Here is a 23,853-nt window from a genome sequence, read left to right on the forward strand (position 1 = left end):
GGTCCATCGCCTGGGTCGACGCCGGGGGGGCACTCCGGATCGGACCACGTTCCGCCGGGGCCGACCCCGGCCCCGCCTGCTACGGGAAGGGCGGGACTGAGCCGACCGTCACCGACGCCAACCTCGTGCTGGGCTACATCGGTGCAAGCACCAGCCTGGGTGGGGAACTATCGCTCGACGAGGACGCGGCATACGATGCACTCGCGGACCTTGCCGACGAGGCAGGACTCGGCGGTCCACTGGAAGCCGCCCGGGGCGTCTATCGCGTCGCGAACGCGAACATGACCAGGGCCATCCGTTCTGTGACCGTCGAGCGTGGGTACGACCCGCGGAAGTTCGGGCTCGCTGCGTTCGGGGGTGCCGGGCCGATGCACGCGGCGTCCATCGCGGACAGCCTCGATATCGACCGGGTCGTGATTCCGCGTGCCTCAGGCGTGCTGTCGGCATACGGCCTGCTCGCAGCCGACGAGAAGCGCGACGCAGTACGGACGTATCAGCGCTCGCTCGGCGCGGTCGACCCCGACGATGTCGACGCGGTCTACGAGGAATTATCCGAAGAACTGCTGGCTGAAGTCAGCGACCGCGAGGCGGCGACAGTGCGACACTCAGCCGACCTCCGGTATGCCGGCCAGAGCTTCGAACTCACCGTGGACGTCGACCGGCCGTTCGACACCGCAGACGCCCGCGAGCGGTTCGGAGCAGCCCACGAGTCCGCGTACGGGTATCGGGCAGACGAATCCGTCGAACTGGTGAACTGTCGCGTGACGACGACCGTCGAGCGGAGCGCACCGACGGTCGAGTACGATGCCGATGGCGACCCACAGAAGGGCTCTCGCGAGGCGGTGTTCGCCGATGAGGTCCGCGAAACCCCGGTTTACGAGCGGCCGAAGTTGCCACCACGGGACGAAATCGACGGCCCCGCGATTGTCGAGGGCGATGAGAGCACAATCGTCATCCCACCGGCCTGGAACGTCCGGGTTCGCGATGACGGGACGCTGACAGCAGAGGTGAGCGACGAATGAATGACGAAGCCACCACATCGAGTGCCGAACAGGAGACGATCGACCCCGTAACGCTGGAGATCCTCAGGAACCAGCTAGAAAGCGTTGCAACAGAGATGGGACATGTGCTCATCCGTGGGGCCTACTCCCCGAATATCAAGGAGCGACAGGACTGTTCGACGGCGCTGTTCGACGCGTCGGGTCGGATGGTCGCACAGGCGGAGCATATTCCGGTCCACCTCGGCGCGATGCCCGACGCGGTGGATATTGTCCTCCAGAAGGACCCGAAACCGGGCGACGTCTTCATCGTCAACGACCCGTTCGCCGGCGGGACACACCTCCCGGACATCACGCTCGTCTCGACGATCGCGCCCAACGACGAGATAGTCGGGTACGCCGTCTCGCGAGCCCATCATGCCGACGTAGGCGGGAGTTCGCCGGGGAGCATGCCACCGGGTGCACAGGAGATTTACGAGGAAGGGCTTCGACTGCCCGCGGTTCGACTCGTCGACGGCGGCGAGCCCAACGAGGCGGTCCACGACCTCATCCGTGCCAACGTCCGGACACCGGACGAGCGCGAGGCGGATCTGCGAGCCCAGCGCGCCGCGAACGCCCGGGCCGAGGAACGCATCGGTGAACTCCTCGAAGAACACGGGGCGACCCTGCTCGACGCGTTCGATGCTGTCATCGAGTACTCCCGCGAGCGGGTCGAAGCTGAACTCGACGGGCTCCCGGACGGGACGTATCGAGCGCAGGATATCCTCGAAGGCGACGGCGTGACCGATACCGACATCCCGATTGAGGTGGCCGTCACCATCGATGGGGCCTCGATAGCTGTCGACTTCGATGGGACCGCCGACCAAGTGGCGGGCAACCTGAACGCGCCGCTTTCAGTCGCGAAGAGCGCGGTCTACTTCGTCGTCCGAGCGATAACCGACCCGGAGATTCCGCCGAACCACGGCTGTTACGAGCCGGTATCCGTGTCCGTACCTGAAGGGTCGATACTCGACCCGAAGCCGCCAGCAGCGGTCGTCGGTGGCAACGTCGAGACCAGCCAGCGCGTCATGGACGTCACGCTGGCGGCGCTTGCCGAAGCAGTCCCCGACAAGGTTCCTGCCGGTGGACAGGGAACGATGAACAACCTCATCATCGGCGACCGAACCGGCGATTTCACGTATTACGAGACAATCGGCGGCGGGTTCGGTGCCCGGCCCGATAAGGACGGGATGGACGGCGTGCAGGTCGGAATGACGAACACGCTCAACACGCCCGTCGAAGCGATGGAGACCGAGTATCCGCTCCGGGTCGAGCGGTACGCGCTGCGTCCGTCGAGCGGCGGCGACGGCCGATACCGTGGCGGCCTGGGCCTCGAACGAACCGTCACCGTCGAGACAGACGCCACCGTGTCCCTACTGACGGAGCGCCGGCGGACGGCCCCCGCTGGAATCGACGGCGGCGAAGACGGCGCGACAGGGGAGAATCTGGTCGACGGCGAGCCGGTCCCTGCGAAGGCCTCCGTTGACGTCAAGGCTGGGACGACTGTCTCCGTCCGAACGCCCGGTGGCGGCGGGCACGGTGAGCCGGCAGAGCGGGACCCGGAAGCCAGGGACCGTGACCGACGCGACGGAAAGGTAGACGACGAGTGACGCTGGTTCGGTCGCTCCCTACCAGAACGCGACCGACCCGTGAAGTGGGTATTGCGAGTGCTACACTCATATGCGGGCGACACTGGTGTATCTCCCACAGTGCAAGCTGACCGTCCACTCGGTCTGAAACGCGTCGTGAACCGTGCCACCGACAGTTAGCTGTCTGCCGTGCCGATGGCTTTCTGTACACCGAGCCAGTTCGTGATGGAGCCGTCGGGACCGGTGAGTGGAACTATCGTCACTCGGTTTTTGAAGCGTGTGCCGTCCGCCCGGTAGTTCCATAGTTCGACGGTCCGCTGTTCCCAGATGTCAATACCCTCCTGAAGGGTTGCGACCGCCTCGGGGTCTGTTGCTGGCCCTTGTAGGAGGCGGAGATTCTTGCCGCGGAGTGCGGTCAGCGAGTAGCCCGTCATTTCTCTGAACGTCTGTGTCGCATATCTGAGCGGATTATCTTGGTACGCAGGTCCCGTGAGTGTCAGGCCCAGCGGTGCCGTCCCAAGTCGCACCATTTTCCTGATAATCTTTCGCTCGAAGGCAGTCACAGAGCCGAGCTTGAGCGCATCGAGGTTCTGAAAAATGTCTGCCGGCGACTCGTCGGCAGGGTGTGGATCGACAGTCCGGAGCTGGTGTGTTTCGACAAGACCCGGAAGCCGCTGGCGAAACCGCTCGTCGTCGAGCAACATGGTTTCGATAAGTGCGTCCCTCAGTTCGGCCATGATCGCAGTCGCCAGTTCTAGCTGCCGGGAACACAAACTCCCGTCGATATCCGGGTTTGTAGCCGATCAGCCGTGCCATTCATGCTGGTATAGCCCCTGTTTCAGAGACACACGGCACCTACGAAATCAATGTCTAAACCCGAGTACCCAGTGGCCAGCCTTCCGACGCCCAGTGAGACGTACGGTCCCAGTGATGCTGTAGCTCTCCAACTCGAAGCGCTGGAAACGAACGACGACCCGTTTGAAAACGCGGGTATCATGACGGCGTACAATTTCGCCTCCCCAGCCAACCGCCGCTCGACTGGGCCACTGGACCGATTTATAGCCATGGTCGAGTCACCGCAGTACCGTCCGATGATCGACTTCGGAGAGGTCATGTGAGGCCCTGTCGAGCGAAACGAGAACTACGCTGAACAGCGGGTGACGATTACGGGGCCGGATGGACGAACGACCACGTACGAGTTCGGTCTATCAGTGCAGTCCGTCGGCAAGTTCCGAGGCTGCTGGCAGACTGACCGTGTGGTAGTGGTCTGAACTTCCCTAACGAGAGGCCCTAGCGTTACAGAACATCGTGAACTGCGCTTCAGTGGTTAATCGCCCCCCAGTTCCGGGTGTTCAGCCGTTTCGATGTGACAGTCGTACGCCCCCATGCAGGGATTTTCGCATCCATGCCCCCCAGCGTCGACAAGAGTATGCACCCAGGATTGGGTTGAATAACCTTGTATTGATAGTTATTTTCGATAGTTTTGTAGTATACGTATATAAATAGGTATCTTTATATTTGTGATTGGATTTTTAAAGGTACTTACCGCCTATTTCGGTTGGGATATTCGAAGACGTCGATATTTGTCACCAATGAGTGAGTATATCCAGTTCGGTGGACTCGAATGGTGCCTGTGATTCCGAATCGCAGTGAGGTTCGGGGTACTTACCCGCTATCGGCGGGCAGTGCGCTCAGTCACTATCTGCCGGCGCAGCCACGTTACTCGGAGTCTGGCTGTCAGTCTCGGTCTCGGTATACGTGATTTGCCAGCCGGTAACTCCCATGAGAATGAGGATAAGCGGCGAAAGGAAGCCCAAGAAGTAGTAGGGGGCGTACTGGAACGTACTGACGCCAAGCGTTCCGGCCATGAACACCGCGCCGCTATTCCACGGAATGAGCGCGCTCGTGACGGTGCCAGAGGACTCAATTGCCCGGGAGAGGTTTTCGGTCTTGAGGCCCTTCTCTTCGTAGAGGCTCCCGAGCGTCACGCCGGGAACAACGATACTGATATACTGTTCTGCCGCAAGGACATTCATCGAGACTGATGACAGGACCGTGATTCCAGTGAGGCTACCGACGCTGTCACTGAGCTGGCCGAGGTGATGTGCCAGGACAGCGATAATCCCAGTGCATTCGAACAGACCACCCAGTGCGAGTGCGGCGATGGCAATTGTTACGGCCCATGCACCGCCGACCATCCCACCGCTTGCGAGGAGGCCGTTCACGAGCTCCATCCCCGTTTCCGGGCTTGTTCCGCTCTGTGCGACGGTCCAGACCGATGTGAACGAGTTCCCCTGAAGCACGGCCGATGTTATCGCACCGGCAAAGACACCAGCACCAAGAGCTGGAATAGCGGAGATACCGTATATCGCCAGCCCAAATGTAACGAGAAGCGGGAAGAAAGCGAGCGGAGAGATCGTGAATGAGCCCGTGAGCGCCGTCTGTATCTCGGCGATGCGGTCCACGGGAATCGCTCCTGACGCGCGGATGCCGAGACCGGCGTACAGGACAACAGCAATGGAGAAGGCAAGGAAAGTGCCTGCCCGCATTGCGTTAATGTGGTCGTACAGGTCAGTGTTTGTCACCGCCGAAGCGAGGTTTGTCGTGTCCGAGAGTGGTGACTGTTTGTCTCCCGTGTATGCACCTGTGAGGATTGCGCCCGCGGTCATCGGTTCAGGGAGTCCGAGTCCCGATCCGATGCCTATGAAGGCAACACCGAGCGTCCCCGCTGCGGTCCATGATGAGCCGATGGCAAACGTTATCGCTGCAGTAATGATCGCCGTGAGCGGCAGGAACACTATCGGGTGCAGCAGGTCAAGCCCGTAGTACATGAGCGTCGGAATCGTTCCGGCCTGTATCCAGGTCGAGATGAGAGCGTAGACGATAAACAGGATAAACACGACCTGAATGCCCATTAGCAGCGTATGTGTAATCCCGGAGTACATCTCGTCCCAGGATATATCGAACCGGTAGTAACTGAACAGCCCAGTGAATGCAATGCCCCAGAGGAGTGGGAACTGCGGGTCAAGTCCATAGATGCCGATACCAATGCCCAGCGCGGTTAGCATCCCGATAATAGGGATCAGCGCTTCTCCCAGAGAGGGTCGGTCTTCGGGATCAATATCGTCGTACAACTTGATGTCGAATTCGGAGCTCATTCTTATTGAGTCGATTACTTATTGTCTGTATCGTTTTCTTCCCAGCAGTGTGCGTGTGCATTCAGTTTTCCGACGTGTATGCTTTGAAGCGACTTCTCAGGCGCTATACGGCTAGCTTGGCGACTAAGCCGACTTTTCCAACAGCGCATATCGTTTGCTCCATTGACAGCGTCATTAATAAAAGTTCATGTAGAGAGCGGTCGCGAAACTGTTTCTGGGTCAGATTGTGCTGGACTGCGGAGTCCACCTTACTGAGCGATCATACCGGTCGGATCAGCATGTGCTGTCGAAAGCGGTCGCACCGACAAACTGTACGTTCGATATACCAAAATCATATAACCTGATAAACGAGACTCAACATATGACTGAACGCGAACCGCCGACTGCAACTCGACAGATCAAGTCGATTCAGACTGCGAGCGATATCCTGCGCGAGATTCAGTCACAGTCTGAAGTGACACTTGCGGACCTCTGTGATGACGTAGACGTTGCCAAAAGTACATTGCATACGTATCTACAGACACTTGTTGCAGAGGGTTTTATTGACAAATCAGACGGCGTATATCGGTTGGGGCTGCGGTTCGTCCCACTCGGTGAAAGCGTCCGGAATCGGGTCGACCTCTATCAAATCGGAAAGGAGGAAGTAGAACGGTTAGCCGAAGAGACCAGTGAATGGGTTCACCTCACAGTTGCGTACCGGAACAGGGAGGTAACACTGTACGAGCATAATGGAGGAGAAACAGTAGCCATGGATTATCAACGGCGTACCAGGGAGTCCCCACAATATCTCCACTGTACTGCGACGGGAAAAGCGCTGCTGGCACATTTCGATGAAGCCCAAGTCACTGATATACTGGCCAGTGAAGAACTCGTTCAGCAGACAGAAAAAACGATTACTGATCCAGACGAACTGCGCGAGAGACTCGCAGAAATTCGAAGGAAGGGGTACGCGATAAACGATGAGGAGGAAATCCGGGGTATGCGCTCCGTGGGCGCTCCGATACAGGACGTGGACGGAGCAGTTTGTGGTGCGATCAGTGTAACCGCACCGAAAATGCGGCTGTCCGGTGAATACCTCAACAGTGACCTTCCGGAGTTAGTGATGGAGGCAGCAAACATCATCGAGGTCAATTTAGAGTCTGCGGCCGCCCGGAGTAAATAGTGTTCACATATATCGAAGGCTACCATCGCTACTGCACTACGTCGTGAAGATATAGTTGAGTCCAGAAATGGCACAAGAAGGCATTAATCCGGAACTGTAGTTCAGATGCGCTCTATCTGAATACTCGAGCGGTGACGGGCATCCAGTCCTTCTCAGGGACACCCTGTGATACGCTCCCTTCTGTAGCAATCTGAATGGCTGGATAGCTTGACGCTCGTGTCGAGTTCGCCTATCAGATTCCGTTATTAGAGTGGCTAATGCATCGGTTTGAGGCCCCTTCGATCAGCGGTCCTTCTCCGCTTGTGAACCATACGCCCAGTTTCAATCGCTGTTGTACCGTCTTGGAGCGTTTTAGTCGGCTCGAATTCCAGTCTTATTTGTTTATTCCGAACTAAGTCTGCTTGCTGACGCCAGAGGCGCTACATCGTCGTCGGCAAACTTTGTCTCCTCTGTGTGTGCGCTTCGGTCGCGCATCAACCAGTGCAGCGGGAGAGTAAGGCAACTGAGATTCCATTCGGTATAGTCAAAGTATCGCCAGGGCTCAGGAGGCAACCAGATCTGCTGCATGGTCTGTATATTCACTTCCATTCCAGCGGGTCAGACGGTCATGACCTGATCGGTCAGCCTATACTCACACGCCGAGATCGTCATTGTTTGTCAGCAGTCCCGATCCTACTCATCAAATGCTACACCCTGACTCAGGGGAGCCGATGTATGCGGTCAAATTGATAGAGTGACGTGATGCGTGGCTAAGCATTCGGAACGGTCAGAGGTACCCGTTCCTGAGCACAATAACACGGGTACAATCGTTATATATTCTCACACGACACGCGGAATTTGATTAACGGGGTTCGACCCTCTTGTTATTAATTAACACTATTAACTATATCTTAGTTAACTATATCTTAGATAGCCGAACACCAATCCAAGTGTGGATTGACAAATTGAAAGTCAAAATGTGCAATTATACAAATGGTTTGGAGAGTGTACAATGACTTTTTCAAATTTGATGGGGATAATTGACTTTAGTGGCTGTATAAGCCCTTTTCTATAGATAGAACGTCGCTTCTTGAACAATATCTGTTTAATCTACTTAGAGTAATCGGAAAGACGACGCTGAATCACCAATCTGGAGTCACGGCCGGTCCACATCGCCGGTGATGCCATCGGACTGGCGAACCCCCCGACTGGCTTCGGAATGGGACACGCGGCGCGGTCCGGCCGAGCGGCCGTAACGCCTTCGTACAGCAGGAGTCGTATAGACGCAGGTTGTTGTGCCAGAACTTCTGGACGAAAGCTGTCACTGGTGTGGCCTCACCCATTCATGACACATCGGACTGGAGGGAATAGCCAGTCTATCGAAGGTGGACATCGAGTATCAGGAGAGTTTCGAACCGCAGCAGCCCGGGGATATCGTAAGCGCTGTTCGGGCATTACTAGCGCACTGAGCCAGGTATAGACGCATTTGGGTGGACACACCTGTTCGATTCGGAAACCGCTAGTGCCGGTTTGACCTATCGGTGGTAACTCTCGAAAGCACTTGACGCCCGCCACCGGCAGATCTATAATTGTCTTTGGGAGAAGGGGCGAACCGTCCGACAGGTATCGGCCACAGCGATTGTTGTCGTAGGAACAGTCGAGATATCTCGAAGAGAGAACTATACGTATTAGCTCGCCTCAGTACGTACAGCCGCTAATCGAACTCCTCAGCTATTCGACCTATCGACACCCCATAGCCATTCCGCATGGCTAATCGAATTGGCCATACTGTATACTCACACAATATGGCTAATCGGTATAGTTATACGGTATAGCCCTTCCGCATATTCAAAAGAGATAGTTAGTTGGGATAGTTATACGAGCTAGCGGGTGAAGGTAGGCAGTTGACACAGTTAGCAGTCCAGTTTCGTTCGGTTAGGTATCGAGAAAGGACTGCAAAAGCAAAAGACAAAGCCGGGACAGAACGCGATGGTATGCGCTCAATAGCTATTGTGGACTTAGCGAGACGCGGCCGACTGCTCCCAGTCGTACCCCCACTCACGGAGCTTTTCAGCGACAAGGTCCGGATTGTCCATGGCAACGACGAGAGCCGCTTCCAGCGCGTCGGTCTTGTACACATCCTCACCGACTGCGTCTTCTAGATTACGGAGGAAAGTGGATTCGCGCTCCTCGACCTCGGGGCGAATGAAGATCGGCCGTTGCTTGCGGTCTTGCTTGACTGAGTCACGCCGGAATTTGTATGGGATGTCTGGTTGGGTCGCCGTTTCTACGTCGGCGGGTTCAGTTTCAACCTCCATCACCTCATCCTGCTGCTCGTCCGATTCTGGACCTGGATCCGAATCGGTCTCCGCAAACGGATCGTCGCCGGAGCCGGATTTCATGCTGTTGCCTCCTGTTCGCGAGTCTGTCGGAGATGCGCAGCTAGCTCTTCGAACTGCTCCAGCGTTTCGATTTCGTAGTCACGTTCCCGACTCCGGTGTTCTTCAATGTATTTGAACGCTGAACACTGTTTGCGCCAACAGCCTTCAAGCAAGGACGTCCGCTCCCGGAACACGACAGGTATATCGTACGACTCCGCACGGAGCCGTTTGAGCATCTCCTCTTGATCGTTGGTCCCTTTGAACCGATTCGGTACAGCAGCTAACACGCCCACGTTGATATCTAGCGTGTCTTCAAGCCCGGTCACGAGGTCTGCGAGGCCCTCGACGGACTGTTGGCCTTTCCCGCTGGGTTCAAACGGGATAACGAGGTTCCGCGTCGCGTGCAATGCGTTGTACAGTTTCACGTCCGCGGTCGCAGGCGGGTCGATGATGACAGTGTCGTACTCAGACGGAACGCCCGCGTCCTTTAGCACACGAAGGAGCTGGACGTTCGGGTTCCAGTTCTCACCGAAGTCCGCCGCTTCCTCCTCACGACGCCGCAGATGTTTCGAAAGGACCTCCAGAGAGTTGTGTGCGGGAAGGACATCGACACCCTCTGAGGTCTCAATGAGGTCAGTGAACGGCCCGCGTGGCCGTTCGACGAGGTGTCGTACTAAACTGTCGGCCTCCGAGTCCGTTCGGCGGTCCGCGACGTCGAACAGGAACGAGAGGCTCCCCTCCTGTGGATCCATATCGATTGCCAGTACGTCGTGACCAGCACGGGCGTCGGCGACGGCGAGGTTCGCCGCCATCGTTGTCTTGCCGACACCGCCGGCCTCACTGTACACGGTGTAGGTCAGCATACCGTATCGGATTCACCGCACAGATATAAAGATTAGTCAGACGGTATAGCTATACGGTATAGCCAGCTGGCATCTCTACAGCGGTCTCGCAAAACGCGGGCTACTCGACGAACAGCCCTGCGAGCGTCTCGCGCATCTCCGCCCGCCGGTGAGACCGGGCTTCAGACTCCGAGAGGTAGTTATCGAGTACGACTTGTGCAGACGCCGAGCCCTGCTCCGCTGCGACGTCTTCGAACCGTTCCGCAACCCGCCTGACAGCAGCGCCGTACGTAGTGTACCAGAATCGACGGCCGGTTTTTGGCGTTGGCGTGTCGCCGTCGACAGTGACATCTGCGGCCTCAGCCACTGATTTGAACCGTCGTCGGACGGTTTCGGCGGTTAGATGGCCAGTGGCTGCGGACGGAGAGGGCAAGAGGTAGCCACTCCACTCTGGATCGGCAAGCGTCTCTATACGGCGTTCTACCGTCTCCAGACCGGCCAGGAGAGCCACGGTCCCAGGACCATTTTTCCGCTCGCCGTCACCGAACTCTATGTACGGATGCGAGTTATCGTCCGGATCGAGGTTGAGCTGTCGAATATGTAGCGATGCGACTTCACTCGGGCGAAGCCCCCAACCGCAGCATGCGACCACGATGAATCGATCCCGTAGCTCACTCGCTGCTCCATACAAGCGTTGGACGGCGGTTCTATCGAGTGCTTTGTTGTCCCAGGACGGGGTTCTATCCCATCCAAACCGGATTTCGAGGTCAGCCAGTGGATTGTACGCGGCGTTTCCGAACATCACTAGGTGTTTGTAGAACTGCCGCGTGTCCTGAACGTATTTACGCCGTGACGCAAGCGTCGTCAGGGCATCGTCCAGTTGGTCCAGCGCATCAAACGTCGCCGCTACCCGATCCATCTCTGCAACGCGTTCGTCGGGATTCTCCAGCGGTGCGAGCAAATCTTTCGTATCGTGGATATTGGTATATACTTTCGCGTAGCGTCGTAGAATCGACCGCCGTGTGTCGATTGTCGCGCCAGCACGCCCACGTCGAGTCGAAAGTTCCTCGAGGTACCCCTCGATGGCCCGCTGGGTGTTGACAGAGAGGAAGTCAAATGATCCTGATGTCGTCGTGGCTTCTGGGACTCCGATCTCGTCGTAGAACTGCCCCGGGGACAGGTCGAATCGCCGTTGGAGATGCTTTACGAATCCCGGGAACTGTCCGTTCAGCCAGGTGTACGTGGGGGTTTCAGCGGTCGGGTCCAGCCCGTCGGTTTCCATCGTCGGTACGACGGTTTCGTGATAGAAAGACTCGCAGTCGGCTAAGTCCATCGTTGAGTAGCGAGTTTCAGTCATTGGATTTTGGGTGTGAACTGCAGTAACCGACGAACTGCTCTAGCTGGTTCGTCTGAATCACCGAGTTTTCGTATGTAGCGTATTTCCATCGTACGACTAATAGTTTGTCTTGTATTGTTTTCTCATGCAGAAACCCATAACAAGACAGATACAGATGGTCGCATTACCGCAGAACATAAACTATATAACGCTATATTAAATTCTGTGTTGTACAGGCCCCGTGAAAGTGTTCCACTGCGGTTTTTATGCGATTTAGGGCTCATCTCCACTCAAATTCCGTATACTCTGTAGCGGAGTCAAGCACAGATTTCTCGTCTGTACTGAGAACAACCCCTTCATCGCTCTTCCAAAAGCACCAATGAGCAGGTAAGACCGACTACAGGATAGGGTATTCCGAGCGTGCGGTAGCTCCCGTAACTGTCACCGTCGGCTATTTGTGAAGGATTTCACAACACGGGGTGGGATATCGTGTAATGGCCAGACCAGCAGTATAGGACAGACTCAGCGGTTCTGAAATGTGGCTTACTCAAGGACCAAGCTCTCAGTTGTCACTCATCGGGACCGAACTCCTGGCAACCAAATCGGTCAATGTTCTCTGGCTGTGCACAGAGATAATCGAGCCGTTTTTCCATTTCGGACCGTGACATGCCCGCTTGGTTTTCTCGGGATTCCGCGAGCCGGGCTTGGCTGGCATTTAACATCTTTTCTTTCCTTTCTAGTTCCGAAAGAAGTGTGTCTACGTCCTCGTTGCGTGTTTCTAACTGTTTGTTGAGGTTTTCAGCACGGGATTTTTCCGCTTTTCGGTCTTCCCGGGTCTCGTTCAGTTGTTCACGCAATTCCTCGTTTTCAGCGTGGAGGGCTTCGTTCTCTGTTTGTATGTCCTGTGCAGAATCCTGAAATGCAACTGTTGTCCCGACTGTCCCACTGGTGGCCACCACAGTAGCGACGAGTAGCCAGGAACTGATATTGCGTGCAAGCGTAGTCACCGGTGAACCACCTCTGCTGTAGCCTGAATACTGTACTGGCGCCTCTCCCGGTGCAGCAGTAAAGGTTGAGTCATCATGTCCCAGCCTGATTGGTATGTGCTACTAATCGTAGTTCCCAGTTGGTTACATTTGGATAGCGATGAATCTCCAATAGTGCATCGACACTGGTGTAGAACCTAGACGAACTGACCGATTATTTCGTGTCCGTGATCGATGTGACCCACAGCATGCACCATCGCTACATAATTTCCGTGGGACTTCGGTGAATTCCAGTCAATACCTATTGGCGGAGATCTTCGGACCGAAGCTCTCCTTTTGCGTGCCATGTTCTGGGGCGGACGGCGACTACGATTGCAGCGGCGTATAGTAGTCCGACAGTGCCGATGACGACGACGCCGGGAAGCATACCGATAGCAGCGCTATCTGTCCACGAACCGGAACTGAACACGGTAATTCGTATGAGCCAGGCGGTTAGTAAGACAGTGAAAAGCGGCAGGTACACTCGTCGGAGTCGGTGCGCGATAGCTTCTTCCGTGCTAATTTTGATCGTCGGCTGTCGGTAATCGGCACTCAGTGACTTGCGCCAGTCCGGGTCGGCCACGCCTGCAGCGGGGTCTAACCCGTAGGCGAAGACGTTTGCTTGCAGTGTTCTGACTCGGCTTCGCCAGATATCGTAACCTCGGTATCGCCTGGCCTCGATGAACAGAAACACTGCAAGCGTGGCCGTTCCGATCAAGAGGATGTAATGCGGAATGTCCGGCCGCGAAAAGGCCCACGTAAGGATTGCAGAGATTACCAACACTGCCCAGTTGGTTGTCCGGTCGAGGCGCTCGCGCCAGAACTTCATCCGATGGATCTCGCCACGGTAAAGATGGGCCATGGCTGAACTCGGACCCATATCCTCTTCTAGCAGGCCCTCGCCGACTTCCCGATGTGTCGAGTCGGTCGCGTCGACGTCCTTGTTTGAGACCCGTGTCATGAGTGGAAGATGAGCGACTGGAGATTCGAGTCGGTCGTGTGCTGGGCGGCCAGCGCCGAGTCGACACTATTGTCAGAATTTCTCCAGTCATAGTCAGGTAGTATATCTGCCGTAGCCGCCTGTTGAGGTCCCGTAGTCATCGTTGTGCGGACGTAGTGCTTGAGAACGTCCGTGCTCGCTTTTTCACCCGACGATAGCTCGTCAATGGTTTGTTTCGCCTTGACGACCGGCATCGGACAGTTCTCCCCGGTGACACCCAGCATCTGAGTAGGTTCGTGGTTGGCCATAGTATTGTTTCTTACTCTCAATACTACAGCCACATATAAAAACACAACGGTAGTGTCTCAGAAGGATATATACAATATACAAGCTTCCTTGGAGGGGGTTGCGGGATAGGTTTTGAAGTTTTGGAACGATAGAATTGTGCAATAATGGAAAGATACTGAATACTGTAGAGCGGTGCTCACTCAGGCACAGAGGAAGAACCGTCCACCTTCTCAACGTCCCGGTTACTTATTTTGATGAGAGAATCGGAATCCGTAGGATGACAGTCGTTCCCGTCGTCTCACTCGACTCGATATCGACGGTCCCACCTGCGATATCAGTTCCCCACACAACCAGTGCAAGCCCGAATCCGCTCCCGTGCTTTAGCGGCGTTTCCGAGCCATGTTCTACGAGAGCGAGCTCGTTGGAGTCAATACCGGGCCCGTTGTCCTGGACAGTGACCTGAACGTATTCGCCGTCCCGTTCGACCTCGATTGACACAACAGGGTCGGGAGAGGTATTGTGTTGAGCGGCGTTTTGAATGATATTCAGACAGACGACATCAAACAGGCAATCCACCGCGAAATCGGCCTGCCCGGAAGCATACTCGAACGTGACCTCGGGATACGCTTCGCTGGTCGAGTCGAGACACTCGTCGAGAATAGAGTTCAGGCTGAGAGTATCTCGTTCCTCCCGGCTTTGTTCAAAGATATCGATAACCGAACGGACTTTTTCCCCGAGTTCATTGATTTCGACGGCGTGTTCTTGCAGGGTTGCGGCCTTCGACTCACTATTGTGCGTGGCTAGATACGCAGCGTTACCGAGGATGACTTGCACGTTCGTTCGGATGTTGTGCCGGAAGACCCGGTGGAGAACCTCTAGCCGTTGCTGGTCACGGAGAAGGTTACTCACATCGTGTAAGGTAATGACCCGGCCGATAGTCCGATCATGGATATCTGTTACGAGACTTTCGGAGACGTCGTACGACTGGGACACCCCATTGGGACGGTAAATCGTTTGCCCGGCCTGTGTTGCGCTACCGAGCGCCGATAGATCCGGACTGATTTGTTCAAGTGGTCGGCCGAGGGCTTCGTTGGGCGTCGTCTGCAGGGCAGTGGTAGCTTGGTCATTCATATCGACGATATGGTCGTGCGTATCCAACACGAGAGCCCCTTGCTGCATCTGCTGAAACAGCGAATTGCGAGCATGGCGTATCGGCGTCGGATTTGCACCGAAGAGCTGGAACCTGGTGAGTGCGCCCAGATACGCGAGACCGGACACGGCAAAGGCAATCGGTGTCGGATCGACACCGGCAGATGGGAGTGAGCCCATCAAAAAGAGGACGTTCGTCACCCAGGGTGCCAGAAGACCGAGAAGGAGCGCTAAGCTCTGGCCGCGGAACGGGTCCACTTGACTCGTAACGAGTTTCAACAGCGGAAGTGCCCCGAGAAGGCCCAGCAGATACGTATAGCCGGCTATAATCCAAAACCAGACACCCGGCGTTCTGTTCAACGTCGCAATTCCGTGTTCCTGAATGATGACCGAATTAGTGTACAGTAACTGGTGGGAGTGGCTCGTGAGTCCCAGAAAGACGGTAATTGCAGGGACGATCGAGTAGAGCAGGATGTGCTTGCGGGCCGTATACTCGGTATAGCCAGCATATTCGAGCGAAAAAAGCAGCCACGCTATCGGAATGATTGCAACACCGATCCAAGAGACATCGACCCAGAAAACCTTCGAGCTCAGCGTCGCTGCATCAATCCGGAAGATCAACGTGGCCGACCACCAGCACTGGCCTGCCAGGAGCAGAATAAGTGGGTCAGCGCCGGGTTCTGGGCGCTCTTTCCAGGCAAGGAGGCCGCCCGTAACGCCGACCGCAATCGTGGCGACCAACACCATCTTCATCAGCGTCAGTGAGAACACAACTATGTTGAAGATTAATCGGGCGCCATCGTTATAACCTATTTGCCTTCGAAAGTATCTAAGGTTGACAGAATCGCCATCAGAGGGCCGAATACTTGCGGAAGAGAGTTGCTTTACAAATAAAGGTAATTTATATGATAGTGCTACTGGCCGAGCAGTGGGAAGACCACAACAACAAACGCTGGTAAGCGAGTACACTCTGCTGCGACCGTAAGTGCACTCTCGTTTTCGGTTCGGTTAAGACAGAAGATGACGCCATTCAGGAAGAGCAAACTAACTAAGAGAACGACCGCTTCCCTGAGATTAATGATGTTTGCAACAAACGCAACACCGAGCAGAACCGCTGTTAGACCCGTGATTCCGTAGAGGATATACTTAGTCCAGCGAACACCGACCACAACCGGGAGCGTCCGGACGCCGATTTCGCTGTCACCCTCCTTATCGCGCACATTCGGGATTTCTGTATTGACGAACGTCGCCAATACGAAAAACAGGAACACGACACCGACCGCCGGAGAAGCGGGCGCACCAACGTACGTTAGCGGCAGACACACAATGACGAGCGCCCAGACTACAGCGACGAGAGTTGAATTGAGAAGGAAGACCTCTTTCAGTCGCTGGGTACCGCTCGGAAGGGTAGGGATCCAGTCACAGGCGTAGAGAATCCAGCACATACCCGGTAACAGCGATAGACCAAAGCTGATGGGCCCACCCAATGCAGACAGGGCCACAGCAAGGCCGTATGCGATAGCCGCCAGAACGTAGAAGCCGTTCTGATATCGGCGCACGAAGGCAGTCCGTGCGGGGGACGTTTTCGCATCAGTTTCTAAGTCTGCCAACCGGTCGTTGCCATACACTGCGAACGTGAGCAGTCCTGCCACAATCGGAGCCGGCGTTAGAGGGAGCGCCAGTAGTTCACTCACAAGGACTGCTTCCGCCATCGCAATAACTGCGAGATACACGGAACTGTAGAGAAATATATTCCTGACTGGTCTCGTCAGCGTAGCTAGTTTTGTAATCAAAGAGCGATTCCTCACGGACTCTATGTCAGGCTGCTTGCCTGGGTTTTGTGCATCAGTCGGCATAGCTGCAGTAGAATATCGGCGAACTATACAGTAAAGTCCTACCCTATATTAAATATCTTCAAAAGTCGAAGTAAGTTTGGTTTGGCTTCGTCGTGGATGAGAATATAGTCAAACGTGCGGAACATCTTCGTATCTATCCAAGCGCTGTCTGAGCAAGCGACCATGGAATAGATTGAGTGTAGACAGGTTGGACGATACTATCAATGGCCAGGTGGATACCACTCCGTGAGCAGTTCACCACGGGAGGCTCTGTTCGCTCTCGGACAGACTCACTGCGCGTCGATATCAATCTCGACCCAACAATAGCGATAGTAGCCATTGAAAATCAATGCACACCTGATCGCACGATTGTAGTGCGATCAGTGTGTAACTCGTTTCAATTGTTACTATAGTCCAGAGAACCAGCGGCCGTCCCACATTGTGTGTTCGTCGTCCGACAGTACAGAGATCCAAAGTAAGCTTTTTCTACATTGTTCATCATCCAGATATGTGACTTCGACATCGACGCTTCGAGCGGTGAGTCGGGCTGCGAGCAAGTACTTCGTTGTCTGGGTAATCCTTCTGGCAGGGATCGCTCTCGTCAGGCCGGACCCGTTCGTCCCAGTGTTGGACTACGTGTCCCCACTGCTCGGGCTAATCATGCTCGGGATGGGGTTGACGCTCCAACCGGCGGACTTTCGCCGGCTAATCGAGGAACCGGTCGATATCGGTATCGGCGCTGTCACGCAGTGGCTGGTGATGCCTGCCGCTGCGTACGGGCTGTATGTCCTCCTTGATCTTCCGGACGCTGTCGGTATCGGTCTCATTCTGGTCGGTGCCGCTCCCGGTGGGACCGCGTCGAACGTGATGGCGTATCTCGGTCGGGGTGACGTGGCGCTGTCCGTCGCGATCACGACGCTTACCACCCTTGCAGCGCCGATCGTGATGCCGGCCTGGGTAGTGTTTACCCTCGGCGAACAGATCAACGTCACTTTTGCAGAGATGTTCCAGAGCATCATTCAGATCGTCATCATTCCGGTGTTGCTCGGGTTCACAATCCGGTATTTGCTGGACCGCTATTCGCCCAAAGCCGCTGAAATCGGCACCGACGTGTTCCCAGTTATCAGTGTCGCCGCGATTGTTGCGATTGTCGCTGGCGTCGTTGGCGCGAACGTGGACAACATCCTCACGGCTGGTCTGCTTGTGCTCGTGGCGGTCGTCGCCCACAACGCGATCGGGCTTGGCTCGGGATACGGTATCGGGCGGGCAACTGGGATGCCGAAAGACCGCGTTCGGACCTGTACATTCGAAGTGGGGCTGCAAAACAGCGGTTTAGCCGTCGCGCTGGCGACAACGCTATTCGAGCCTGCAGCCGCACTCATTCCGGCGCTGTTCAGCGTCTGGCACAACATCACCGGGCCGGCGCTGGCAAGCTTCTTTAGCTGGCAGGACGACGGACAGAAATCCGTCGAGGCTGTGCCAAGCGACGACTGAGGCTCGCTCCCCACGGTAACCCGATTTTCGGTGGTATCAAATCCGCTCATCCAGTGGTGAGCGACCGGGCCGTACGGACATGGAGGAGCCGGAAAGCGGGGGACCCGTTCGGCTCTCTCAACAAGCAGAGTAATCGTACCCCCCGAACCGTCTGACGACTAGATCAGTGATGTCGATTCTGACGAATTCTGGATGTCTGAGTGGTGCTGCCACCGGTCACGGTTCCCGATCAGTATCCGGAACGTCCTCGGGAACAGGACCAACAGTGGTGTGTGCCGCCTGCGCGTCGGTGACCGGGTCAATTGGAATCACCTGAAGCCCATACTCGGTTTCCAGAACCGCCGCTTCGATCTCGAAGACGTCAGCAAGCAACTGTTTCGTGACCACCTCCTCTGGCGGGCCGCGGGCGTACATCGAGCCGTCCTTGAGTGCGACGATGTTGTCGGCGTACCGCGCTGCCTGTGCGATATCGTGGAGTACGAGGACGACCGTTATCTGACTCTCATCCCGGAGCGTTTCGACTATCTGCATCACTTCCAGCTGGTGCTGTGGGTCGAGGAACGTCGTCGGCTCGTCCAACAGCAACACGTCCGTGTCCTGAGCGATTGCCATCGCAATCCAGACGAGTTGCTTCTGGCCGCCGCTCAGGCTGTCGACATCGCGGTCACGGAGGTTCTCAATGCCGGCAAGTTGAATCGCGTCGTCGACGGCGGCTCGGTCCTCGTCGGACAGCGACTCGAAGAACCCAGTATGTGGGTACCGTCCGCGCTCGACCAGATCACCCACCGAGATACCGGTCGGAACGACGTTCTCCTGGGAGAGCAAGCCGAGTTTGCGTGCGAGTTCCTTGGACCCGAACTCGTCGATCGTCTGGCCATCGACAAAGACGGTTCCGTCGTCGGGCGAAATCTTGTCCGCCATCGCTTTCAGGAGCGTGCTCTTCCCGCTCCCGTTGGGGCCGATGAGCGCGGTCACTTCGTCCGGTGGGACGGCGATCGACTCGCCGTCGATGACAGGCTCGTCCCGTCCAGAGTACCCGACAACGAGATCGGTCCCGTCGATTTCTGCGGCCGACTCCGATGTCGTTTCACCGGCGCTATCGACGGCTCGTGTTCCGGCCTCGGACCTGTGTTCGACTGTCTCTCCGTCCATCTGTGAGGGCCGACCGTCAGCCATCAGACTTCACCCAGGTCGGTTTTCTTCCGCATCAGGTAGAGGAAGTACGGGCCGCCCACGATGCCGGTGATGACGCCCACCGGCAACTGGACGGGGCTCAAGGCGAGCCGTGCACCCACGTCTGCACTGACCAGCAGCGCCGGTCCGAGGAACAGACACCCCGCAAGCAGCAGCTTCGAATCGCTACCGACGAGATTACGGACCATATGGGGAACAATGAGCCCAACGAACCCGATGAGGCCGGCGACAGCGATGGCAGCCGCCGTCGAGAGAACGCCGATCCCCGCGATAGCGAACCGGACTTTCTCGACCGGCATCCCCAGTGAGTCCGCTCGGTCCTCGCCGAGTGCCAGTACATCCAGTTCCTGCGTAACGGCGAACGCGAGCGCCATCGCAAGGACGGTGAACGGCAACGCGATTCGTACCTCGGCCCACCCAGCGTTCATCAGAGTCCCGGAGAGCCACGCCTGCGCGGACATCGCAACGCCGAGATCGTCGATGAAGAAAAACAGCGCACGCTGGACGGACCCGAAGACGGTGCCTACCACAACACCTGCAAGCACCAGTCGGACGGGACTGGTACCGTTCTTCCACGCGATAGCATACACGAGCAGGAACGCGAGTCCGCCACCGGCAGCCGCAAATATCGGTAGGAACGGCACCAGTCCGGTGAGGAGTGTTAGCGTGAGCAACACGACTAATCCAGCCCCGTCGCTGACGCCGAGGATGTACGGGCTCGCGAGTTCGTTGCGCGTAATTATCTGAAAAAGCGCTCCCGATACTGCGAGGTTTGCGCCGACCAGGACGCCGACGAGGATACGGGGCAGCCTGAGGTTCCAGACGATGAGTTGCTGGCGGGTCAACCACTCCGGGACCGCTGCACCGAGAAACGCCCACCGCCAGACTTCGAGGCTGGACAGTACCGTCGGGTCGAAGACCGTCTGCCACGCCTCGACCAGCGTCAACGGGTACGCGCCGAAGCTCACCTGCAGTATCGTCGACCCGAGCAGGACGGCGAGGCTGCCGGCGATAATGAGGGCGAGCTTTGAGACCTCGTACCTGTCGGTAGTTCCTGCGCGTAGGTTCGTGAGTCGGTCGAATACCTTCGCCATCGCGTTAGATGTTTCCGTTGATGATGTCACTGACCGCCTGGCGATCGAACAGTTTCTCTTCGTCAGGGACGTCGCGGACAGGACCTGGCCACTCGCCGAAGCGATCGGGCCAGACTTGCTTGGCGGCGGCCTCCGTGGCGAAAAGATCGACGATAGGACCCTGGTATTGGCCGCCGATGCGGATGATGTTACCTTCCTGAACGGCGGTGAGGTCCTGACCGTTCGGGTTGTTTTCGAACGGCTCGACGACGTTGGTCACGAACTCGTCGTGAGTTGCGGTTGTGAGCCGGCCCACGGCAGCGATGTAATCTGGATCGTGGTTGAGGAGTTCCTCGTAACCGACGGTACCACCGCCAGGGATCTCAGCATCGTAACCGTCCCTGAGCCCGAGCCGTGAGAGGGGCTTGGTCTGATTGTGGTATTTGTGGATATCAGAGAGATAGAACTGGCCGGAAGTCGGGTCTACGCCGCGCCACACCGCAATGACGGAGGGGCGTTCGTCTTCAGGGGGGAGATCAGACCTGATGTTCGCCATGAACTCGTCGTGCAGCGACTCCCAGGCCCGGTACCGGGCCTGGCGCTGGAAGACCGCCGCCATCTTCTCGAAAACGTCGTAGAGTTCGTGGTAGGTTTCCTGCTCGTACCCAAAGGGATGTTCGGGGCCGAAGCGGATCGAGGAGGCGACGAACGGACCGGTGGCCTCCTCGATCTCCTGAATATCGGAGTCCGCCCAGTCGGTGAAACGTCGTAATCCCCGAGGGTCGATGAGATTGACAGCGGGGCCGGCAGCGTAGAAGTTCTCCTTGTCGTAGCCGGACTCGGAGCCGGCCGCCAGCGCCATGATGTCGTCCTCGTTGAACGTAACGTCGGGGAGGATGTCGTAGAACTTCCGTGGCGCCCGTGCCATGTCGGTCGCGGCGGTAGGCTGGATGCCGAGCGCCATCCCGATATCGAGGTAGACACTGGGAATGACCGAGTACGACTCGGGAATTTCTTCGAACGTGAACTCGCCGTGGGGCTCAATTTCGACGGTGTACGGCGTTGAATTTTCCGGAGTCGATTGCTCGGTATCTGCCGTGGCTTCGGCCTGGTCTGTTTGGGCACTCGCGGCCCCATCCCCGGTGGTTCCTCCATCATCGGAGCTCCCGCTGGAACAACCGGCGAGGGAAGCCACCAATCCAACACTACCTGCAAGTACTTCGCGTCTACGTGTCATCGCTTTTCAGGTGGGCCTAAAACAGATTAGTGATTCCTCCCTTTCGACGTAACACGGTGTGTACGATGTTCAGACCGTGAAATATCGAGCCGCTATGCGTCGCCCGTACTGCTCAGGCGTCACCGGCGATTGGAAACGCTGAACGAGTGCTGGCACTGCGGGCAGTGATAGCTTGTCGCATATCCGGTGCTCGAAACGTCCCAGTCGCCCCCGATCATACCACTCTCAAAATCACAGTCCGGACAGAACAGTACCATTTTCGAGGGTGTCCCAATAGTGTCTGTAGTTTCCTTACGAGCCATTTGCATTGATAGCATAACATGATGAATGGAGGGCAATATATGCTACCCCCCGGTTTTCAGCATTTGATATCGCAGTCAGCAATCAGAGACCTCGTGCTGTTTCCGGACAAAGTACAGCCGTGTGTCACACCCAGTCAGGTGATCGGGGTATCACCGATGTAACTACCAGACATCGGTGTCCGCGAGCACTTTTGTACTAGCTACGCCTTCATGTTGACGCTGATACACCTACCGCGAAACAATATGTCTCAACAGAAATCAGAGTACGCAGACGACGCCGATATTGACGAATCACTGGACGAACTGGCCTCGGAAGAGACCATTGAGCAGACCGTCGAGAACCTCGAGGCAAACGGGTTCGATGTCATCGTCGTTGACTCGACTGATGATGCGCTCGCAGAACTTCAGTCACTCATCCCTACAGAGGCGTCTGTGATGAACGGCCACTCGACGACGCTCGAAGAGATCGGGTTCGTCGAGTACCTGAGTGACGGGGACCACGAGTGGGAGAGCCTCCCCGACGAGATCTGGAGTATCGACGACGACGCAGAGCGGCAGGCCGCCCGCCGGAAGTCGCAAACGGCCGACTACTTCCTCGGTGGCATCAACGGTATTTCCCAGACCGGCGAACTCGTCGCGGCAGACCGCTCGGGGAGCCGTATCGGTGCGTATCCGTTCGCTGCCAGTAACGTGGTCATCGTCAGCGGCGTGAACAAGATCGTGCCGACACTCGAAGACGCGCTCGACCGACTGGAAAACGTCGCGTACCCACTCGAAAACGAGCGCGCGAAGGAGGCCTACGGCGTCGACTCCGCGATTGCCAAACAGCTCATCCTCCGCCAGGAGCTCGAAGAGGATCGCACTACCGTTGTGCTCATCCGCGAGCACCTCGGCTACTGACTGCAGTACAACAGAGGGTGGTAATCGGTCCCGCCGCCTTGCGTTGCCGATCTAAGCACAGTATCGGAGAACTATAGTAACCATTGAAAATCAATGCATACCTGATCGCACGACGCAGTCCGATCAGTGTGTAACTCGTTTCAATTGTACTATAGCAGCCCGGGGTACGTTTCTGTGCTCCGCACTCCGCCGGAAAGAGCTATTGACCGGCTTGGTCCAAGCCGTGTGAGAGCGGAAATTCGGCGACGACCATGGCGACAGGCGCTACGAAATCAAATGCGAATCGATATACGAAAATAGGGAGGCTTTCGCTGCTCCTGTTGCGGCTTCGCGATTGGTCGTGAGGCGGCTATACATCGTTCCTTTAATCATTGCTAGAATGTGCTCGGCCATGTGTGTCGGATCCACGTCGCGAAACACGTCAGCCTCTATCCCTCGACGAACAGTGTTCTCGATGATTGCAGTAAGTCGAATATCAATCTCGGTGAACTGTTCGCGAAACACCTCCTGATCCAGCGCTTGCGGGGAGAGCGTAACTAAAACGCTGTGAAGCTGCCGTTTCTCCTCGGTTAGCTGGCACGGGAGGAGTGTCGTAATGATGTGATTGAGGTCCTCTTTCGGGTGGTCACCGATGCTCGTGTTGATTGTCGCCTCGAATCGGTCAAGAGTGAATCTGAGAAACCGGATTAGCAGGTCGTCTTTCGAGTCGTAATAGTGGTATATCGTCGATTTGGCCTTGTCGAGTTCGTCTGCAATAAGCGAGATGGAGAGTTCAGCGTATCCACTGTTTACCAGCGCTCGATGGGTTGCGTGCATGATCTCTTTTTCAGTTGCACCCAGAGCGTCACCATCTGTAGTCATACAGACAGTCCTCCGCTCTGATCGTAGATAGCTTGACAGCACGGTGCCAATTCCTCAGGCTCTGCCTCGGA

19 protein-coding genes and 1 pseudogene are annotated in these 23,853 nt (G+C 56.6%); 6 read left to right on the top strand and 14 right to left on the bottom strand.

Annotated elements, in window-relative coordinates; genetic code table 11:
- The coding region (locus tag GJ630_RS06295; RefSeq protein WP_197427622.1) for a hydantoinase/oxoprolinase family protein at positions 1-1,022 on the top strand (1,022 nt) is incomplete at its 5' end.
- On the top strand, positions 1,019-2,647 hold the full coding sequence (locus tag GJ630_RS06300; protein WP_191449572.1) for a hydantoinase B/oxoprolinase family protein: 1,629 nt from the start codon (positions 1,019-1,021) through the stop codon (positions 2,645-2,647). The genes GJ630_RS06295 and GJ630_RS06300, both read left to right, overlap by 4 nt.
- Before the next feature lie 155 nt (positions 2,648-2,802).
- Here GJ630_RS06300 and GJ630_RS06305 read toward each other — a convergent pair whose 3' ends face one another.
- Positions 2,803-3,363, bottom strand: coding sequence for a PAS domain-containing protein (locus tag GJ630_RS06305; protein ID WP_191449573.1), 561 nt, complete (start codon positions 3,361-3,363; stop codon positions 2,803-2,805).
- A 129-nt stretch (positions 3,364-3,492) separates the two neighbouring features.
- Here GJ630_RS06305 and GJ630_RS20480 point away from each other — a divergent pair.
- Positions 3,493-3,897, top strand: a pseudogene (locus GJ630_RS20480) (DUF4864 domain-containing protein).
- A 420-nt stretch (positions 3,898-4,317) separates the two neighbouring features.
- On the opposite strand, the gene nhaC reads toward GJ630_RS20480, so the two are convergent.
- Entirely contained in the window at positions 4,318-5,784 is a 1,467-nt protein-coding gene (gene nhaC, locus GJ630_RS06315) for a Na+/H+ antiporter NhaC (RefSeq protein WP_014031017.1), read from the bottom strand.
- 361 nt (positions 5,785-6,145) lie between these two features.
- On the opposite strand from nhaC, the gene GJ630_RS06320 reads away from it, so the two are divergent.
- Positions 6,146-6,946 carry an IclR family transcriptional regulator gene (locus GJ630_RS06320; protein ID WP_008311746.1) on the top strand — a complete coding sequence of 267 codons (801 nt, stop codon included), beginning with the start codon at positions 6,146-6,148 and terminating at the stop codon, positions 6,944-6,946.
- A gap of 1,997 nt (positions 6,947-8,943) precedes the next feature.
- Here GJ630_RS06320 and GJ630_RS06325 read toward each other — a convergent pair.
- From GJ630_RS06325 to GJ630_RS06360, 8 genes are all read right to left on the bottom strand, one after another.
- On the bottom strand, positions 8,944-9,327 hold the full coding sequence (locus GJ630_RS06325; RefSeq protein WP_191449574.1) for a hypothetical protein: 384 nt from the start codon (positions 9,325-9,327) through the stop codon (positions 8,944-8,946).
- Entirely contained in the window at positions 9,324-10,169 is an 846-nt protein-coding gene (locus GJ630_RS06330; RefSeq protein WP_050038384.1) for a ParA family protein, read from the bottom strand. Before GJ630_RS06330 ends, GJ630_RS06325 begins: the two co-directional genes overlap by 4 nt.
- Before the next feature lie 100 nt (positions 10,170-10,269).
- A complete protein-coding gene (locus tag GJ630_RS06335; protein WP_191449575.1) occupies positions 10,270-11,505 on the bottom strand; it encodes a tyrosine-type recombinase/integrase in 1,236 nt (411 codons plus the stop codon).
- 548 nt (positions 11,506-12,053) lie between these two features.
- Positions 12,054-12,491, bottom strand: a complete 438-nt coding sequence (locus GJ630_RS06340; protein ID WP_023842983.1) for a chromosome partition protein — start codon at positions 12,489-12,491, stop codon at positions 12,054-12,056.
- Between the two features lie 280 nt (positions 12,492-12,771).
- Complete coding sequence (locus GJ630_RS06345; protein ID WP_014031012.1) at positions 12,772-13,470, bottom strand: DUF2270 domain-containing protein; 699 nt, start codon at positions 13,468-13,470, stop codon at positions 12,772-12,774.
- On the bottom strand, positions 13,467-13,757 hold the full coding sequence (locus tag GJ630_RS06350; protein ID WP_023842982.1) for a sulfurtransferase TusA family protein: 291 nt from the start codon (positions 13,755-13,757) through the stop codon (positions 13,467-13,469). The genes GJ630_RS06345 and GJ630_RS06350 overlap by 4 nt, the downstream gene beginning before the upstream one ends.
- A 226-nt stretch (positions 13,758-13,983) precedes the next feature.
- On the bottom strand, positions 13,984-15,633 hold the full coding sequence (locus tag GJ630_RS06355) for a histidine kinase N-terminal 7TM domain-containing protein (RefSeq protein WP_225308153.1): 1,650 nt from the start codon (positions 15,631-15,633) through the stop codon (positions 13,984-13,986).
- Between the two features lie 167 nt (positions 15,634-15,800).
- Entirely contained in the window at positions 15,801-16,742 is a 942-nt protein-coding gene (locus GJ630_RS06360; RefSeq protein WP_064289058.1) for a UbiA family prenyltransferase, read from the bottom strand.
- A 516-nt stretch (positions 16,743-17,258) separates the two neighbouring features.
- On the opposite strand from GJ630_RS06360, the gene GJ630_RS06370 reads away from it, so the two are divergent.
- Positions 17,259-18,215 (top strand): bile acid:sodium symporter family protein, encoded by a 957-nt coding sequence (locus tag GJ630_RS06370; protein WP_050007540.1) that lies wholly within the window; start codon positions 17,259-17,261, stop codon positions 18,213-18,215.
- Positions 18,216-18,431: 216 nt separating this feature from the next.
- Here the strand turns inward: GJ630_RS06370 and GJ630_RS06375 are convergent, their stop codons facing one another.
- Genes GJ630_RS06375 through GJ630_RS06385 form a run of 3 tightly spaced genes read right to left on the bottom strand, consistent with a single transcriptional unit; the run spans position 18,432 to position 21,719 of the window.
- Positions 18,432-19,391: an ABC transporter ATP-binding protein gene (locus tag GJ630_RS06375; RefSeq protein WP_014031007.1), complete on the bottom strand. Its 960-nt coding sequence runs from the start codon at positions 19,389-19,391 to the stop codon at positions 18,432-18,434.
- Positions 19,391-20,503 (bottom strand): iron ABC transporter permease, encoded by a 1,113-nt coding sequence (locus GJ630_RS06380; RefSeq protein WP_014031006.1) that lies wholly within the window; start codon positions 20,501-20,503, stop codon positions 19,391-19,393. The genes GJ630_RS06375 and GJ630_RS06380 overlap by 1 nt, the downstream gene beginning before the upstream one ends.
- A 4-nt stretch (positions 20,504-20,507) precedes the next feature.
- Positions 20,508-21,719, bottom strand: coding sequence for an ABC transporter substrate-binding protein (locus GJ630_RS06385; protein ID WP_050038386.1), 1,212 nt, complete (start codon positions 21,717-21,719; stop codon positions 20,508-20,510).
- A 545-nt stretch (positions 21,720-22,264) separates the two neighbouring features.
- Between GJ630_RS06385 and GJ630_RS06390 the strand changes: the two genes are divergently transcribed.
- Positions 22,265-22,921: a lactate utilization protein gene (locus GJ630_RS06390; protein ID WP_008311726.1), complete on the top strand. Its 657-nt coding sequence runs from the start codon at positions 22,265-22,267 to the stop codon at positions 22,919-22,921.
- A 264-nt stretch (positions 22,922-23,185) separates the two neighbouring features.
- On the opposite strand, the gene GJ630_RS06395 is transcribed toward GJ630_RS06390, so the two are convergent.
- Entirely contained in the window at positions 23,186-23,782 is a 597-nt protein-coding gene (locus GJ630_RS06395; protein ID WP_191449576.1) for a TetR/AcrR family transcriptional regulator, read from the bottom strand.
- Between the last annotated feature and the right edge of the window lie 71 nt (positions 23,783-23,853).

Source organism: Haloarcula sp. CBA1122 (assembly GCF_009741785.1).
Classification (GTDB): Archaea; Halobacteriota; Halobacteria; order Halobacteriales; family Haloarculaceae; genus Haloarcula; species Haloarcula hispanica.